Source organism: Vibrio sp. S9_S30 (genome assembly GCF_014694455.1).
GTDB lineage: Bacteria > Pseudomonadota > Gammaproteobacteria > Enterobacterales > Vibrionaceae > Vibrio.
Map to the genome: position 1 here is coordinate 14308 of NZ_JAAUWT010000003.1, position 16015 is coordinate 30322.

Annotated in this window: 11 protein-coding genes and 1 pseudogene; 7 read left to right on the forward strand and 5 right to left on the reverse strand. The window is 43.8% G+C overall.

The window, feature by feature from the left end; genetic code table 11:
* Positions 1-22 precede the first annotated feature (22 nt).
* Positions 23-808, reverse strand: coding sequence for a cyclase family protein (locus HC752_RS04155; protein WP_190333869.1), 786 nt, complete (start codon positions 806-808; stop codon positions 23-25).
* A gap of 436 nt (positions 809-1244) precedes the next feature.
* Between HC752_RS04155 and HC752_RS04160 the strand changes: the two genes are divergently transcribed.
* A complete protein-coding gene (locus tag HC752_RS04160) occupies positions 1245-2753 on the forward strand; it encodes a catalase (protein ID WP_190333870.1) in 1509 nt (502 codons plus the stop codon).
* A 138-nt stretch (positions 2754-2891) separates the two neighbouring features.
* Positions 2892-3383 carry an ankyrin repeat domain-containing protein gene (locus tag HC752_RS04165; protein ID WP_190333871.1) on the forward strand — a complete coding sequence of 164 codons (492 nt, stop codon included), beginning with the start codon at positions 2892-2894 and terminating at the stop codon, positions 3381-3383.
* A gap of 56 nt (positions 3384-3439) precedes the next feature.
* Here the strand turns inward: HC752_RS04165 and HC752_RS04170 are convergent, their stop codons facing one another.
* Positions 3440-4546 carry a GGDEF domain-containing protein gene (locus HC752_RS04170; protein WP_190333872.1) on the reverse strand — a complete coding sequence of 369 codons (1107 nt, stop codon included), beginning with the start codon at positions 4544-4546 and terminating at the stop codon, positions 3440-3442.
* A 420-nt stretch (positions 4547-4966) separates the two neighbouring features.
* Between HC752_RS04170 and HC752_RS04175 the strand changes: the two genes are divergently transcribed.
* The 4 genes from HC752_RS04175 to HC752_RS04190 all read left to right on the forward strand — a co-directional run bounded on the left by HC752_RS04175 (position 4967) and on the right by HC752_RS04190 (position 11299).
* Positions 4967-6487 carry a DUF1800 domain-containing protein gene (locus HC752_RS04175; protein ID WP_190333873.1) on the forward strand — a complete coding sequence of 507 codons (1521 nt, stop codon included), beginning with the start codon at positions 4967-4969 and terminating at the stop codon, positions 6485-6487.
* 4 nt (positions 6488-6491) lie between these two features.
* Positions 6492-8270: a DUF1501 domain-containing protein gene (locus tag HC752_RS04180; RefSeq protein WP_190333874.1), complete on the forward strand. Its 1779-nt coding sequence runs from the start codon at positions 6492-6494 to the stop codon at positions 8268-8270.
* A 617-nt stretch (positions 8271-8887) separates the two neighbouring features.
* Entirely contained in the window at positions 8888-10315 is a 1428-nt protein-coding gene (locus tag HC752_RS04185) for a hypothetical protein (protein WP_190333875.1), read from the forward strand.
* Positions 10316-10885: 570 nt separating this feature from the next.
* Positions 10886-11299: a VF530 family protein gene (locus tag HC752_RS04190; protein ID WP_190333876.1), complete on the forward strand. Its 414-nt coding sequence runs from the start codon at positions 10886-10888 to the stop codon at positions 11297-11299.
* Between the two features lie 158 nt (positions 11300-11457).
* Here HC752_RS04190 and HC752_RS04195 read toward each other — a convergent pair whose 3' ends face one another.
* Entirely contained in the window at positions 11458-11904 is a 447-nt protein-coding gene (locus HC752_RS04195; RefSeq protein WP_190333877.1) for an acyl-CoA thioesterase, read from the reverse strand.
* 426 nt (positions 11905-12330) lie between these two features.
* Between HC752_RS04195 and HC752_RS04200 the strand changes: the two genes are divergently transcribed.
* Entirely contained in the window at positions 12331-14274 is a 1944-nt protein-coding gene (locus HC752_RS04200; RefSeq protein ID WP_190333878.1) for an acyltransferase family protein, read from the forward strand.
* A 245-nt stretch (positions 14275-14519) separates the two neighbouring features.
* Here HC752_RS04200 and HC752_RS04205 read toward each other — a convergent pair.
* Positions 14520-14792, reverse strand: a pseudogene (locus HC752_RS04205) (CDGSH iron-sulfur domain-containing protein); the annotation flags it as partial.
* A 448-nt stretch (positions 14793-15240) separates the two neighbouring features.
* Entirely contained in the window at positions 15241-15894 is a 654-nt protein-coding gene (locus tag HC752_RS04210; protein WP_190333880.1) for a hypothetical protein, read from the reverse strand.
* Positions 15895-16015 lie beyond the last annotated feature (121 nt).

The following is a 16015-nucleotide window of genomic DNA, read 5'->3' on the forward strand; positions in this document are numbered from 1 at the left end:
AGCTAATCCAGTCAATCCTTGCTTAACCGCCGACCAAAGCCAGAACACGGAGAGGGCTACCTGAACCGCCTTCGATTTTCAGTGGCGCAGCCACAATCAACGCCCCCGTGGTCGGGAGTAAATCCAAGTTTTTAAGGCACTGCAAACCGTACTTATTGGCTCCGTGCATTAAGGTGTGGCATGGCAACGGCATCGACCATGTGAAAGATTGACCTGCGTCGGTATTAATGGTTTCGACACCAAAACCCAGTACGTCTCTTTGATGGATCATCCATTCCACAGCCGCTTGAGTCGGGCCCGGTGTGTGAGTCCCGTCCTCTTTCGTGTTTAAAAAGGCGGCAGGGTCGCTCACTCGTTTCGACCAATCCGTGCGGAACAATACCCATGCGCCGGCCGGAATAATGCCATGTTGGCTCTCCCACAATTCAAGAAAATCCACCGTGAGCAGCCAATCGGGATCGTCGGCGACTTCTTGGCTGGCATCCACAACAACGGCAGGGGCAACAAAGTTATGAACGGGAATGGTATCGACAGAGTTTTGGGGGTGATCTTTTCCACTTATCCAGTGGACTGGAGCATCAAAGTGTGTACCCGTATGCTCTCCACAACGAAAGTTATTCCAGTACCAAGCTGGACCATTTTCATCGTATTGGGAAATCGTTTCTTTTTTAAACCCCCAAACCTGACCAAATTCTTCTGGGAGTTGAAGGGCTGGGAATGCTTCATTCAATGTTTGGGTAAGGTCGATGACCTTAACTCCACCATTGCCCAAACTTTCTGATAGTGCATTTAGAATTGCGTCCGACATAGCTCTTTCCTTGTAGTAACAACCATGGGTTATGTTCACGCTCCAGCGTATTTAGCTGGTGATCGCTAAGCTGTATCGTTATAGGAATGGAGGAAAGCTTCTATCCGGATCAAGAAAAACGTATCCAATCGATGCACCTAACTGCCCAAATGACGTTTATTAAAATGGGGCTGTCAACTCAACCTGCCCTACATTACGGATTTCTAAGGCGTTTATAGATACTCTTTTGAGTAACTTGTCAATTGATTTGAGTTCACGTTATAGTATTCCTTCCCTCCTTTCGAACCAATATCACATCCAGTTGCACAGAAATCGGATTAATAGAAATCACCGATTGATTTTATAGAAGAAACCTATTTCCAATCATAAATATAAAAGCCATATACTTCGTGTTGGCAGAAAAGGGCTTTGAATCTTGTATATAAAGGAAGCAAATATGCAGGTCGTCAAAAGCTTACTTATCTTATCAATGGGCGTTACGTTTAGTGCACACAGTACAACAATGACACGTGACAACGGCGCGCCAGTTGGAGATAACCAAAACTCGATTACAGCGGGTTCTATGGGCAGCGTATTGTTGCAAGATGCGCATTTAATTCAGAAACTTCAACGGTTTGCCCGTGAGCGAATTCCAGAGCGTGTTGTGCACGCCAGAGGAACTGGCGCTTACGGAGAATTTGTCTCGGATGGGGACTATTCTGATCTTACTATCGCTGCGCCGTTTGCAAAAAAAGGCAAGAAAACGCCCGTATTTGTGCGTTTCTCTACCGTTATTCACTCAAAAGGCTCTCCTGAAACATTAAGGGATCCACGGGGTTTCGCGACGAAGTTTTACACAGACCAAGGTAATTGGGATCTGGTAGGAAATAACCTCCCTGTCTTTTTTATCCGCGATGCCATCAAATTTCCAGATATGGTGCATTCTTTAAAACCGTCACCGATCACGAATGTTCAAGATCCGAATCGCTTTTTTGACTTTTTCAGTCATGAGCCGGGATCCACCCATATGCTGTCTTGGGTCTATTCCAACATGGGCGTACCAGCCAGTTATCGGAAAATGGACGGTTTTGGGGTTCACGCGTTTAAATGGATCAATGCCGAAGGCGAAGTCAACTATGTGAAATTCCAGTGGAAAAGCCAACAAGGCACACAGGGGTTACGCCCGAAAGAAGTGGTTGAAATGCAAGGGAAAGATTTCAATCATTTAACGAATGATCTTTACAGTGAAATTAAGCAGGGCAATTACCCTAAATGGGATTTGTACGTGAAAGTTCTTACTCCTGAAGCCTTAATGAAGCTGGATTACAACGGTTTGGATGCCACCAAAATGTGGCTCGATGTGGCGGATAAGAAAGTCGGCACCATGACGCTAAATCGCGTCCCCGATAATTTCTTCCAAGAAACAGAACAATCGGCTTTTGCGCCGTCTAATCTGATTCCGGGGATTGAACCGTCAGAAGATCGTCTGTTGCAAGGTCGCGTTTTCTCGTACGCCGACACTCAACTTTATCGCCTTGGGGCGAATCATTCGCAATTACCTGTGAATCGTGCACGAGTTGATGTGCTTAATCACAATCAGGAAGGCGCATCCAATTACGGTAACACGAAATCCGATATTAACTATCAGCCAAGTCGGCAGTTAGCGCTGGCGGAAGATGCTCAGTTCCGAGCTGTACAAACAGAGTTACAAGGAACAGTTCAACAAAAGAGCATCAGCAACCCGCGTAACTTCTTCCAAGCAGGGGTGTTCTACCGAAGCCTAACCCCTCAAGAACAAGAAGACTTGGTAACGAATTTGGCGGGCGATCTTGGCCGAGTGAGCGATGACAACACCAAACACATCATGCTCAGCCACTTTTACCGAGCGGATGAAAACTTTGGTATGGCAATCACCAATGCCGTTGATGGTGACATCAATAAAGTGAAAAAGATCGCCAGTATGTAAACCAGTCTAAAAATGACATAGACAACATAAACATAAGCCCCGTGCATCACTTCCCCCAGCTCTTTTCTGCCAATTAGAGTGGTGATGTACGGGCAACCTCAGCTTGGGGTGTGGCTAAGATAAGAATAGGAGGTTTCTATGAAATGTAGGCTAATCCAGATACTACTTGTTGTTTCCATCTGGGTGCCATTTTTCAGCTTTGCAACCCAATCGGACCTGAACAACGATGCCCTTGAAAAACAGCAACAATCGTTAATTCAGTATTTCTTTGCCGCTGCGCGAACAGGAGAAAAAGAGGTGATAAACACCTTTCTCGACGCTGGGTTTCCTATTAACCAAATTAACCCTCAAAGTTACACCGCACTGATGGTGGCTGCCTATCATGGGCAATCTGAGATTGTAGAGACGTTACTCCGTTACGGTGCCGATACTTGCATACAAGATAAACGAGGTAATACGGCCATCATGGGCGCTTTAATTAAAGGGGAGTTTTCCATCGCCACTACGCTGTATGACTATGATTGCGACCCTGATATACGAAATAAAGCCGGTATGACATTAAAAGAGTTTGCCGAATTTTGGGGTCAAAAAGATAAGCTCACAAAACAAAAAGGCTGGCACGCAAAGTAAAAAGATAAACGTATTAAAGACTAAAGACTCACGTCGCCTCGGATTTCACCTTTAAATTACTCGGTGCCCGAAGCGAATACGCATTGCTGCTGATCGGCTACCTTCGCTTGATACATCGCGCCATCGGCAGCCTTTTTCACTTGTTCTAAATCCTGACCATGTTCAGGTGCAATGGCCGCACCGATACTGGTACCCACGGTATAATGGTGACCATCGTATGCGATGGGCTCAGTCACCAAGGTTTGAATTTTCTGGGTTATTGCCTGTATGTCCTCTTTTCCTCGAACTTGCTCCAGCACCACAATAAACTCATCACCACCAACTCGGCTCGCAAAACCTTTATGCTTCACTGCGGTTTTCAGCCTTTCCGCCGTCACTTTCAAACAATGATCACCTGCATCGTGACCATAAGTGTCGTTCACCTCTTTAAACTTATTCAAATCTAAAAATAAGAGCCCGACCTGATACTGTGTGTATTGGTTACGCTTGAGGGCTTGATAATACAATTCTCGCATGAGTTTAAAGGTCGGTAGTTGAGTGAGGTCGTCGTGATTAGCCTGCCATTGGATATAGTCTCTTTGAACCTGCAACTCATGCATTAAACGCCGTGTTGCATCTCGATATTTGTATAACGAATAACTGGTGATACTGAAAAACATCACCATACAAATAATATAGCCCGCCCAATGTGAAGGACTGTGAATGAGATCCTCCATCAATATTTTTGGCGTCAGATAATCAAATATAAATGCCGTGCCCACCAACATCGAAAAAAAAGACACCGATGCGATATAGCAATAGGTCCACGCTTGGCTAAAACACATGGAAACAACAAAAACCGACAAAGGGAAAAGTAAGATGCTGCCAGCCATTGGCCCTATCGATATAAACCCAATAGAAAAATTAATAAACAATATCCCTACAATATAGAGGGCTTTTTTGTGCGTTCTGATTTTTTTGCGCCGAATGGTAACCAGCAATAGGCAGCAGACTAAAACAAAATTAACCATCAACGTGAAGCTGAAACCGTAGTTCCATGTTCGTATCGCGAGAGCAAAGAATCCAATAATGCTGTAAACACTGCCTAACACGAGAATGAGATTAATCAATTTTCTTCTCACCGACGCCTCTAAATGAGCGACTTTATTATTCTTCAGATACATCTGAATTCCCCACCAGAAAAGACAAAAGCATCTCATAGTCTTAGGCAAAGTATGGGTAATTTGGAATGGAGATCTGATTCATAATTGATATATTTTTAAAGATTCTCATTTGTTAAGCAAATAAATTGAAAACCTTCTTAGACAGTTGAGAAACATTAATATTTATAAGAGAAGTAAGCAGTATATTATTAGCCTCCCCCCGACTCTTGATTTGAAACATTGCAAGGGTCAAAAACCTTACTCGGTCATCATAGTTAATTTCACTCCGAACGAGCTACCCATCAAATTCTTTTTCATTCTATGTTCAAAATAAATACAGAAAATGCAATTGATTTCATACTTATTATTAATTGCGCTCGAAGCACAAAATAACGCATGAGCCAATGAGTAAAACAATGTCAGTATCGTTAGGAGAACAATATGGAAAACTTAACCCGTCAGCAAGCATCGCGCTTTCTGGACATGGCGACCATGGGCGTTAGACAAGACGAACTCACGACTTTTCAAACGTTGAATGATCGAAATGCTTGGCTAAACCAACAAATCGAATTACCTCATTTTAACCAATTAGAACGTACTCGCTATCAACAAACGCAACGCAACTTGCTCGAACCCACCCAAGACTGCCGAGTGGGTGCGTGGTTCGATTCCGCCTTGTGGGATAAAGCACAGCTTAGGCAGCGTGTCGCATTTGCACTCAGCCAAATCTTTGTTGTGAGCGATCGCGATGCCAATCTCACCCAACAGCCAGAAGCACTTGCCAATTACTATGATCTATTGCTCGATGGCGCTTTTGGTCGGTACGTCGATTTACTCAGAAACGTCACACTTTCCCCCGTTATGGGGCTGTTTCTCACCATGGCTGGCAACAAACCTCAAAGCGTTACAGGGCAACTGCCGGATCAAAACTACGCTCGGGAGGTAATGCAGTTATTCTCTATTGGTCTCTACACTCTCAATCATGATGGCACCGTGGTATCCGATGGCACCGGTACTCAGCTCGAAGCGTATACCGACCAAGATGTCGAAGCCCTTTCTCGCCTATTCACAGGGTGGGAAATTGAAGGTGGCAACCTTATGCAGCCGATGCGTGAGAATAACGAATTTCATGATATGAATGAGAAGCACATTCTTGGCGAGCATTACCCAGCGGGACAAAGCGCTTCACAAGATTTGGAACAATTTCTCCTTCAAGTTAGCCGACACCCAAATACCGCCCCTTTTATCTGCACCCTTTTGATTAAGCGTTTAGTAACGTCTAACCCCACTCAAGATTACATCGCTCACGTTGCAAATGCCTTTACCGTATCGGATGGCGACTTGTCTTATGTTATTCGAGCGATATTAACCTACCCTACTATTCTGGAACCTTCGGGCGGTCTGGATCCTTCTGCTCGACAGATCGCTAAGGTGCGTGAACCGATATTGGCGATGACCTACCTATATCGTGCAATGGGTGCCTACCCGGGTAAGAATGGCGATATTGTCTATAACCCAATGGACTACAAAAACACCTTTCGACAATACCCACTTGGTGCGCCGTCTGTTTTTAATTTTTTCCAACCCAATGACATGCCATCAGGTGAGTTGAAGAATCAAAACCTCACCGCTCCAGAGCTTTCGATCATCGATTGGCAATCGTTGATTGATTTATCCAACATCGTTTACCGCTTGCTGCAAGATTTTGGCCGAAACCGCAGCAACTCCAATACGCCAACCGAACTCTATATTGCCCCCATCGATCTAGAGAACATGGCGAACGCAGGGCAACGAGATGAATTAATCGAAGCCATCAATGTGCGTTTTCTGAATGGTAACGGATCCCCTAATGTGCTCGACCGGATTACCTCGATTTACGATGGTCACAGCAACAAGTATTACGCGGTGCCAAAAATGCTGTTTATCGCGCTGATTTCCCCAGAATTCATGGTACAGGAGTAACCTTATGTCGATTACACGCCGAGATTTTTTAAAAGGTTCATCTGCAACCGCCCTTTCAGGCATGGTTCCTTTGTCCTTAACATTACCCACCTCAACGGCATTGGCGAATGAACACAACGATTACAAAGCGCTTGTCTGCCTATTCCTGCATGGCGGCAATGATTCGTTTAACATGCTCATACCCAGTGGCGGTACGACGTACTCCGATTACGTGGCAGCCAGACCCGATATTCACGTCTTACCAGAAGCGTCGTTACCCATCCCTAACACCGAATCCAATCAACCTCTCGCACTTAATGCAGCCATGCCTAACCTTGCGGCCATGATGAACGAAGGAACAGCGACCACACTAGTCAACATTGGCACCTTAATAGAACCAACAGACAAAACCAATTGGGACAACGTGAGAAAGCCCAACAATTTGGGGGCTCACAATAAACAACAATATGCGTGGCAAACCAGCTGGGGGAATGGCGAGTATCATCCATATGGCTGGGCAGGCATGATGATGGATATTTTGAGTAATGAAGCCGCAATCATATCGGACTCCATTTCTTTTACGGGAAATTCGCTGCTCACCGGCAGCCGTTCGAACGACGTTCAAGTCTCTTCTGGTGGCGTAAGGGCGATGTACCCTATTAGCCACTCGAACAGCATAAACAACCAGTTTAAAAAACTAACGGCGACAGCGTTCGATTCACCTTTCCAACAAGAATACGTAAACCGATTAAAAGGCATTCTCGATTTCCAAGTAGAATTTGAAACCATACTCAATACTTATCCAGCCGATACTCGAATTCCCAGTTCCTATTTAGGTACACAGCTTCAAATGGTCCGCCGGATGATGCAAGCGGCCAGTTCGTTAGGTCACAGTAGGCAAGTCTTCTTTGTTCATATGGGCGGGTTTGATAATCACAGCAATCAGCGAAATAAGCATGATGGCTTGCTCAATGCCATCGACCAAGCCGTAAGTGCCTTTCACATGAGTTTAGACGACCTCAATTTATCGGATCACGTCGTCACTTTCTCGATGTCGGACTTCGGTCGTACGATTCAAAATAACAGCAACAAAGGCACCGACCATGGTTGGGGCAGCAATCAAATTGTGGTGGGCAGCGCCATTAATGGTGGTGTGAATTACGGAACCTTTCCTGAGTTTGTGCGCGATGGAGCAGATGCCTATGGCAATAAGTTCATTCCCACTCAGTCGTCTGAACAGATGGGGGCAACTCTGTGTCGATGGATGGGGTTAAGTGAGGAAGGGGTTGATGTGATATTCCCTTCACTCCACCCGCAAAATACGAACCCATTTGACAGTCGATATTTAGGCTTTTTAGGAGATTACCGAGCGGCCTCTCTAGAAAGTGAATTGTTAATAAAAAGCGTGAGTGCCTCAACAACCCGAGTCGATCACACCCCACAAATGGCGATCGATGGCGATATCACCACAAAATGGACAGCACAAGGTACAGGCATTCATTTCCTTATTGAGCTCTCCAGTACAAGCTACGTGACTCAGCTGCTCATTGCTCAGGCAAAAGGAAATGTTCGCCAATATTTCATGGATATTGAGGTGAGTAATAACGGCGTCGATTTTGAGGTGTTAGGTAGTGCTGTCACCCCTGGAAATACGACGGACTTTATCCCTATCGCCATTCAGAAGTCTGGGGTGAATTTCATTCGTCTTACCTGCAACGGAAACAACGATCCGGTGAATACGCATTTACAAGGGTGGAATAATTTTCAAGAACTAAAAGTGTTGGGTAAGGGGAGCGAAAGCTGAAACAGAAAATAGAAAATAGAAAATAGAATGGACAACGAAATTAAAGCCGTCTTCACACATTTATTCGACAACGCATAAGCATCGATTGTAGAAGACATTCGATTAGGGCATGAACGAACCATCACAAGCCGGCCATTGCTTGTGATGGTTCAATATTTTTAATAAAACAATCCGATTCATTCCTATCCCGCAGGTAAAAAATTGGAGAGTTCGATTTTCTTACCCTTGCATAACAATTATAAATAAAGCTCAAGTTTGATTTTAAAAAGTGCTTGTTATGTTCTCCATAAAAACAAAAAAACATTAAAAATATATTCACTAAAAACCTATCAAACAAAAACAACGCAACAACTTTTTATTTTCATTTAAAGCTCACAAATGAGATATCTTACAACTCTCATTTTCTTACTGAATGGACGTCATAAAAGGAATATCGCTAAATGGTAAGGAGACATCGACAAATCTAAAATCTTTGCTTCATCAATCACATAGAAAGGCATTTTGTGAACATCAGTTTATCCCCTTTTTCCACGTTATTTATTTCTGTTTCCCTGCTATCAACCTCCATGATACACGCACAAGATTTAAAGAGTTTTCAACAATATAATTGGGGTTCCATGCCCCAAAAATACAAAGATTTCTTGTCTCAGCCAACCAATCAGCACATTGTTGATGCCATGACTACAGCCATTGATTCAGAATATTATCTATCAAGAGCGCGGGAATTAAAGCAAATTCAACCAGTGGTCGAAAATTGGATAGATAAAAGGAATGCGCTTTTAACTCAAAAAATTGGGGATGCTTTGGAGCTTTTGGAGTCTGGACAAGGCTCTCTCATTGACTTCAGACCAGAACCTAATATTGAGCAATGTGCCGATGCTTCACGAAGAACATGCAGTGAACAACTACCCCTGTTTCATACCGAAAGAGTTAAAGTCAACACTGCCTGCAAAATCGATATCATCAAGACAGATTGCGCAAATTGGGAAGAACATTCGACACCTTTTTATAAAACAACATCTATCATCGCAAGCCATATTGCATTAGCGCTTTGGATGGATGTTAACGATCATGTTCCGTGGTCTCTCACTAACAACACCTCCGAAGAACTTAACTCATTGTGGAAAGAGAAAAATGTTCTGATGGCATACTCATCATATTCTATGTTGGATACCCTCCCACAAAGCTTCTCAAGCCTACACCCTTCTCTCGACACTGTGACGGTAAGGGACATTGAAGCTTTTTTCTTACCTAAGTTTTCCTCGATTTATAATTCTTCTCCTTATCAAAACTACCAATGGTTGAAAGAGAGCTTTGGGACAGAGATTTCAGCTTTAGGCTCTCAGGAAGACGCGCTTCGTGAGTTGTTTCTAGTCACCCAGAACTTTGAACATGGGTCCACCTTTACCATCTCTTACAACAACCATTTGGGGGAACCGGTTAAACTCGGAGTGGAGGGTGGATTAGATATACCGAAAGGTCTGCCCGTTCCGTTTTCCTATCTTCGATCGAAAACACCACCTAAGGCAATGAGTGGCTGTCACAGCGCGACTCGAATTGTTCACTCATTAGCAAAGACGTTGAATATCCCTTCATCCATTATATTGGCTCGCGGCTACTTACCACCCACTGAATCTCCATTTTTTACTGGTCACTCGATGCTGTACTTTCCAACGGTTGACCGCTGGCTTAGCCACGGTGATTACATCTACGGTGCACGAGACTACTTCAGATACATCGAAGACAAACTGGATATCACGATTCCAAGCTCCCAATATACACAAGCCAGCGAACTTGCAGTTTGTCAGGGACATGAAAGTGTTGGGGGTTGCATTACAGGACGCTGGACAGTCAATAAGACAGTGGAAGGTTTTGTGAAGGATCCATCGAATAAAAAGACTTGTCTGAGCACAATTCAATACATACTACCGAACGAAAATGGTGAGGCACTTTATTTATTTAGCGACGACGAGATCTTGACCATACTCTCAAAGCTCGGTTTTTCAAGCGTAGAGTCCTACACGCAGGCTTGTAACAGTAAATGAAATATCACTGTACCGTAAGGTTTACTGACCTGTCTTGGTTCATTTGGTTCGAGATAAAAGGGCTGTAATCGTAACGAGAGGTTTTTGTGTCATCGTTTTAAACAAAGACCTCTCAATATCTTTTGGCACGAACGTCCAGCTCCTCTTCTCTTCTCTCTTCTCCTCTCTTCTCTTCTCCTCTCTTCTCTTCTCTTCTCCTCTCCTCTCCTCTCCTCTCCTCTCAATAGTAGACTGCTCTTTTAAATGAAACTCAATGGAAACAACTCGGACAACAATTTTAGTTAACCACTACCAATGCCTGCTTAACCTAAGGGGATACACGAACGCCATCGCTTTGAAATCTGTCCGATAAAGAGAGTGAACAATAGATTGGTCGGTCGTTAGGCAGGAGGTTCGAAAGCGAAAAAGTCATCACTGGGATCCGTATTTGACCTAAATTTGATCAACTCCGATAGATTTGAGTCACTCCGATAGAATAGCGGTGGGGCAACAGAGGCATTTCTGTTAGAGTTCTACCTTTCTGATATGGACCCACCTGCTTCGGTAAGCGTAAGAATTTAGGAACTTGCTATGATGACAGATGAAGAAAGAATTGAACTGCAACAAAATAATCCGTTGCACGGACTTAAACTAGAAACCTTACTGCAAGAATTGGTGGATTTTTACGGCTGGGACATTCTAGACACGGCAATGCGCTTTAACTGCTTTCATACCAAGCCCACAATAGCAAGCAGTGTTAAATATCTGAAGAAAACGGATTGGGCAAGAGAGAAAATCGAAAACTTCTATTTGTACCGCTTCAAACGCATGCCACGTGCATCCGCCGAAGAATATGACTTACCACCACGTGCACGTACGTTTCCGCATGGTCTTGAACCGAAAGATCCTATGGTACTCACAGTGGATTCCATTTTGAAATCGCAAGCTAAGGCTGCCTCTGCTCACAAAGAGCGCGCCTCGAAAAACCGACACTTTCGTCGCTAAACGTAGCAAACGCGAATCATTGAAAACGGCAACGAAAATAAAAGCTCACGATCGCAAAAAGTAACGATCACAAAAAGTAACGGACAAAAAGCCAAACGCGGTTAGCCACGTTTGGCTTTTTTGCTCACGTTTTCCGATGCATCCAATGTTCACTGAACCTATTTCAGTGTGTTTCCAGCCTGTTCTTCCAATGCCAAAATAGAAGCTCGCACATTCTCTGGAATGGTGGCTTTCACCTTGTTTTTGAAATCAAACATGACGCCTGTCGCGGTGCCCAGCGTCGCGACTTTGCCCCACTTTTTACTGAACGCGTGGTACTCCATTGTTATGCGATCTTCTTGAAGATCACTCACTCGACTGCCGATAAAAAGCGTGTCTGGGTAGGTTATCGGTAATTTATAGTGACAGTGCGTATCTCTAAGTACTGGCCCTATGTGCGTTTGCGACATATCGACCAATAGCCCGATTTTATTAAAGTAATCGAGCCGAGCGGTTTCAAAATAGCGGAAATATACCACGTTATTCACATGCTGAAGTGCATCCATTTCCCCCCAAGCAACCTGAATTTCAGTCACAACAGGAAAGTTTTTAAGCATCGAGTCCATATTATCCATCCTTGATTTAGCGCTTTTTATACTAGTTATTACGGCAAAGCATGTAACGGCGACTCTCTGTTTTTGTGAAAGGCGTGCATTAATTGTTTAAAGTTTGGACCACAATGCATTTGGCAAGACCAATCGAGACGAAAATCCAATAACATTGTTCGCCATTATTTCTGCGTATTTTTTCTCACGTATCGAATTAATCCCAGATCCTTTACTACCTTTACCTTATGAATACTGCAAAGAAGGCAGTGAGCCTTTCATAATGAAATGATGACTTAAAGCTAACCCATTTCTAACACAAACGTTTGAAATAAGGACTAATCCTAATTCAACATCAAAACTTCACTTATTTCTCTAATAATATAGAGCTCAGTAATAAAAATAGAGATTAAGTGGAACCGACAACATGAGATTCAGACAACATATATGACATTCAGAAAAGACATAAACGGGCTTAGGGCTCTCGCTGTCATCGCAGTGGTATTGTTTCACTTCAGCCCAGCATGGGTGCCCGGCGGGTTTGCTGGGGTGGATGTGTTTTTCGTCATTTCCGGTTTCTTGATGACCAGCATTATCTTTAAAGGCTTAGATTCGGGCGACTTCTCCATACTTCGATTTTACTTTGCCCGTGCGAACCGCATTATTCCTGCGCTGGCAGTAATGTGTGTTTTCTTGCTGGTCTTTGGGTGGTTTTATTTAACGCCTATCGACTACAAAGCTCTCAGTAAACACACCATAGGCAGCATCGGGTTCTTCTCAAACTTGGTGTATTGGAAAGAATCCGGTTACTTCGACGCCGCCTCCTATGAGAAATGGTTGCTTCACACTTGGTCGCTGTCGGTTGAGTGGCAGTTTTATATTCTCTACCCCATCGTTTTGGTGGTGCTCAAAAAAGCCTTCTCACTCGAAACCTTAAAGAAAGTCGTACTCACCACAACCGTGATCGGCTTTTTAGGCAGTGTGGTCATGACGTCCCGCTGGCCAGACGCTTCTTACTACATGTTGCAAACCCGAGCGTGGGAAATGCTGCTCGGCGGGGTCGCTTTTTTGTATCCATTCTCTTTGAGTTCGAAACACAAGGCGATAACAGAATACACAGGGCTCGCGCTCATACTGGCTTCCTATTTTTTGATGTCTAAACAATCATTGTGGCCTGGGTATTTGGCGTTGTTTCCTGTCCTTGGCGCGTACTTAGTTATCACTGCACAACGGGATAACAGTGCCTTAACACACAATGCATTCATGCAAAAAATCGGGCTTTGGTCCTACTCCATCTACTTGTGGCATTGGCCGTTAGTGGTCGCTGGGGTGTATTTTGAATTGCCTTATTGGGTTTGGATTGGCATTCCCACTTCCGTTCTTTTAGGGTGGCTCAGCCATGCGCTGGTTGAGTCGCGACGTCGCACTATACCGGCATTCAATATTCGCCCATTACTGACGTATCAACCGTTTTGGTTGGTGGCGGTTGTAGGGATAATAGGCACTGGCATTTTTATCACCAAAGGCGCCGAGTTTCATTATGCGCCCAACGTGCTGGCTGCCAGCAACGAAGCCAATAACAAAAATCCAAGAAGAGACGAATGCTTAGTTCGAAGCAATCGAGCCGAGTTTTGTCAATATGGTGAAGGAGAGGTAGGGGCTATCGTGTTAGGCGACAGCCACGCTGCCAGCATTGTACGAAGCGTTGAAAAGGTTCTGGACGGAAAAAGCGTAGCGGATTGGACGATGATGGGATGCCGAACCATCAAGGGTATCTACAACACACGAAACCACGGTATCCCCGATAATTCTTGTGGCCAGTTTATCGAAGACAAGCTCGCCAAACTGACTGAATACCCTAACGTTCCCGTCGTGGTTCTGAATCGATACGCCTCGTTACTTCAAGGACCAAATGAACCAGAACTGGCTCACCGCAAAGATAAGGTAGAAGAGTTCTTCATAGGAGAAGAGATCATTGAACAACGCGGGGATGCTTATTCTAAGCAGGCACTTGGGAAAATGTTTGACACCATCTGCACCATTTCGGAATCGAACCCAGTGTATATTTTAGAACCCATCCCAGAGCTAAAACGCAACGTGCCAAAAACCATGGCAAAAGAGCTGTTATGGGGAAAAGCAGATTTTAGAGTCTCCATTTCAAGAAGCGAATACGACGAAAGAAACCAAGCCGTATTCGAGATGTTAAATTCACTGCAAGATCAGTGTAATGTGCAGGTTCTGAAAACCTCTCAGTACTTCTGTGATGACCAATATTGCTATGGTGACATTGCTGGTCGCCCTGCATACTTCGACGATGATCATCTTAGTGAATACGGCAGTAGCGCACTTTTGGACGAATTCCGAAAAATCAATGAAATTCCGAAAAGATAATAAGATTTCGAAAAAAATAAGATTCCGAAAAGCCAATGAATCGTTTTCAACACAAACCGTGCCCGCAAGCCAGTTGCGGGCACGGATTAAGTTCATAACTCACTCATGGCCTAAATACCGAACGACTGAACGTTGCACCATTGCGTTATGGCACTCGTAACCCACCAGTGATAACGGTTGGAACACGAATGTGACGGAACATTTCGGATGCGCCCCCTTAACCGCCCATTCGCGTATTGGATTTATACGCCCGGTCCTTCATGACCCACTTGCTCAGCGGTAAACTGCGCATGGCTGCCATCACAAAAAGGCGAATTCACTGAGTGTTTACATTGGCACAAATAACACCCTCCGTCAGTTTCTGCGGTAAATCGCTTCGGTTTAATCTCTGTTCCAGCATGGGATCCATCACAAAACGGCTGGCTTTTGGATCGTCCACACGCGCAGAAGTAGTAGTCGTCTCCTTTTTTGAGATCAACTTTAATGGGCTTGTTATCAGCTACTACAGGTTTGCTCATCAGGTCTTCCTTATTGTTTCCAGTGTGTTCGTTGGCGTCACCTCCCAGCAACAAATGCTGGGGTTGCCTTTTTATTAGAGCTCAATGATGTTAACAAAGAGCGCTTTAAGCATAGATTGATGAGCGAGAAATAAACATGTCGAGGCGTAACATTGATTTTTCTGAAAGTTAAAATGCCTAAAGAAAGGAACAGGAAGGATAGGAAAAGATGCTTACGTTAATCGCTGTAATGCGCTTTTAACCCCGAGGTGTGCACACCAAGCAAGTCAATTTCAGTGGTCGCCCCTTCGATAACCTCTTCTGTCTGAATTTACTCTGCCTGTACGTAAATGACAGGCGTCAATGACAGGCGTAAAGAATCCTACGGTCAATCTGCCGCAACACCGACTTTTTTCGTAGCAAGCCTTTTATACGATGAGTTTAAGATAAGTGTTTGTGAAGAAGATGATCAAGGAGAGGATTCATAGGAGAGCTTTTGAGGTACTTCATATAACCATGCGGTGCTTTTTAACCCCGTGATTTTATATTCCACATCAGGGTGCTCTATAACGCCAAAAGTATTCTTTTCACCAAATGTAAATGCAACGGGATAATCCGAGCCATTCGACTTAAAAATGCCAGACCAAGTTTTTGTATTGTTTAATTGTTGTTGAGATTTTGTGACTGAAATTGAAATATTCTCACCATTAGGAAGCAGCAATTGTACGCTATCCCCCGAGGATAAATTCGAAAATTCAATAATATTACGAAATTCAATTGCGGATATATTTTCTTCACTGACGCTTAACGGTTTAATTTTGTCGATTGACAAAGTATCAGTCACTTCAAACCATGGCTCATCCACTTCCAAATGAATATCTGAAATCAACGTCTCATCTGAATGACTTTTATCGTCTATGTGGGTAACCGTTTGTTCTGTGCTGCCATCAGGTAAGTCTTCGCTGTCGCGACCCATGTCAAATTGATGAGACGAGTGAGTACCAGTATTATTTTCAGTCCCTTGTTTTACTTTCTGGATGTCTTGCAGAGGCTCTTTTTCATCGAGAATGACCACAGTAGCCATACCTGAAATTAAAACGAAGTACAGTATAATTTTACTCATAGCAATCACCCTTATTTAGATGAGAGTATTATTAATTCAGTCTGGCGATTTATAAAAAAAAATATGATATTTGTGCATGCACTGTGGCTGAAAGTCACACTTTAAAAACTTATTTATTTAT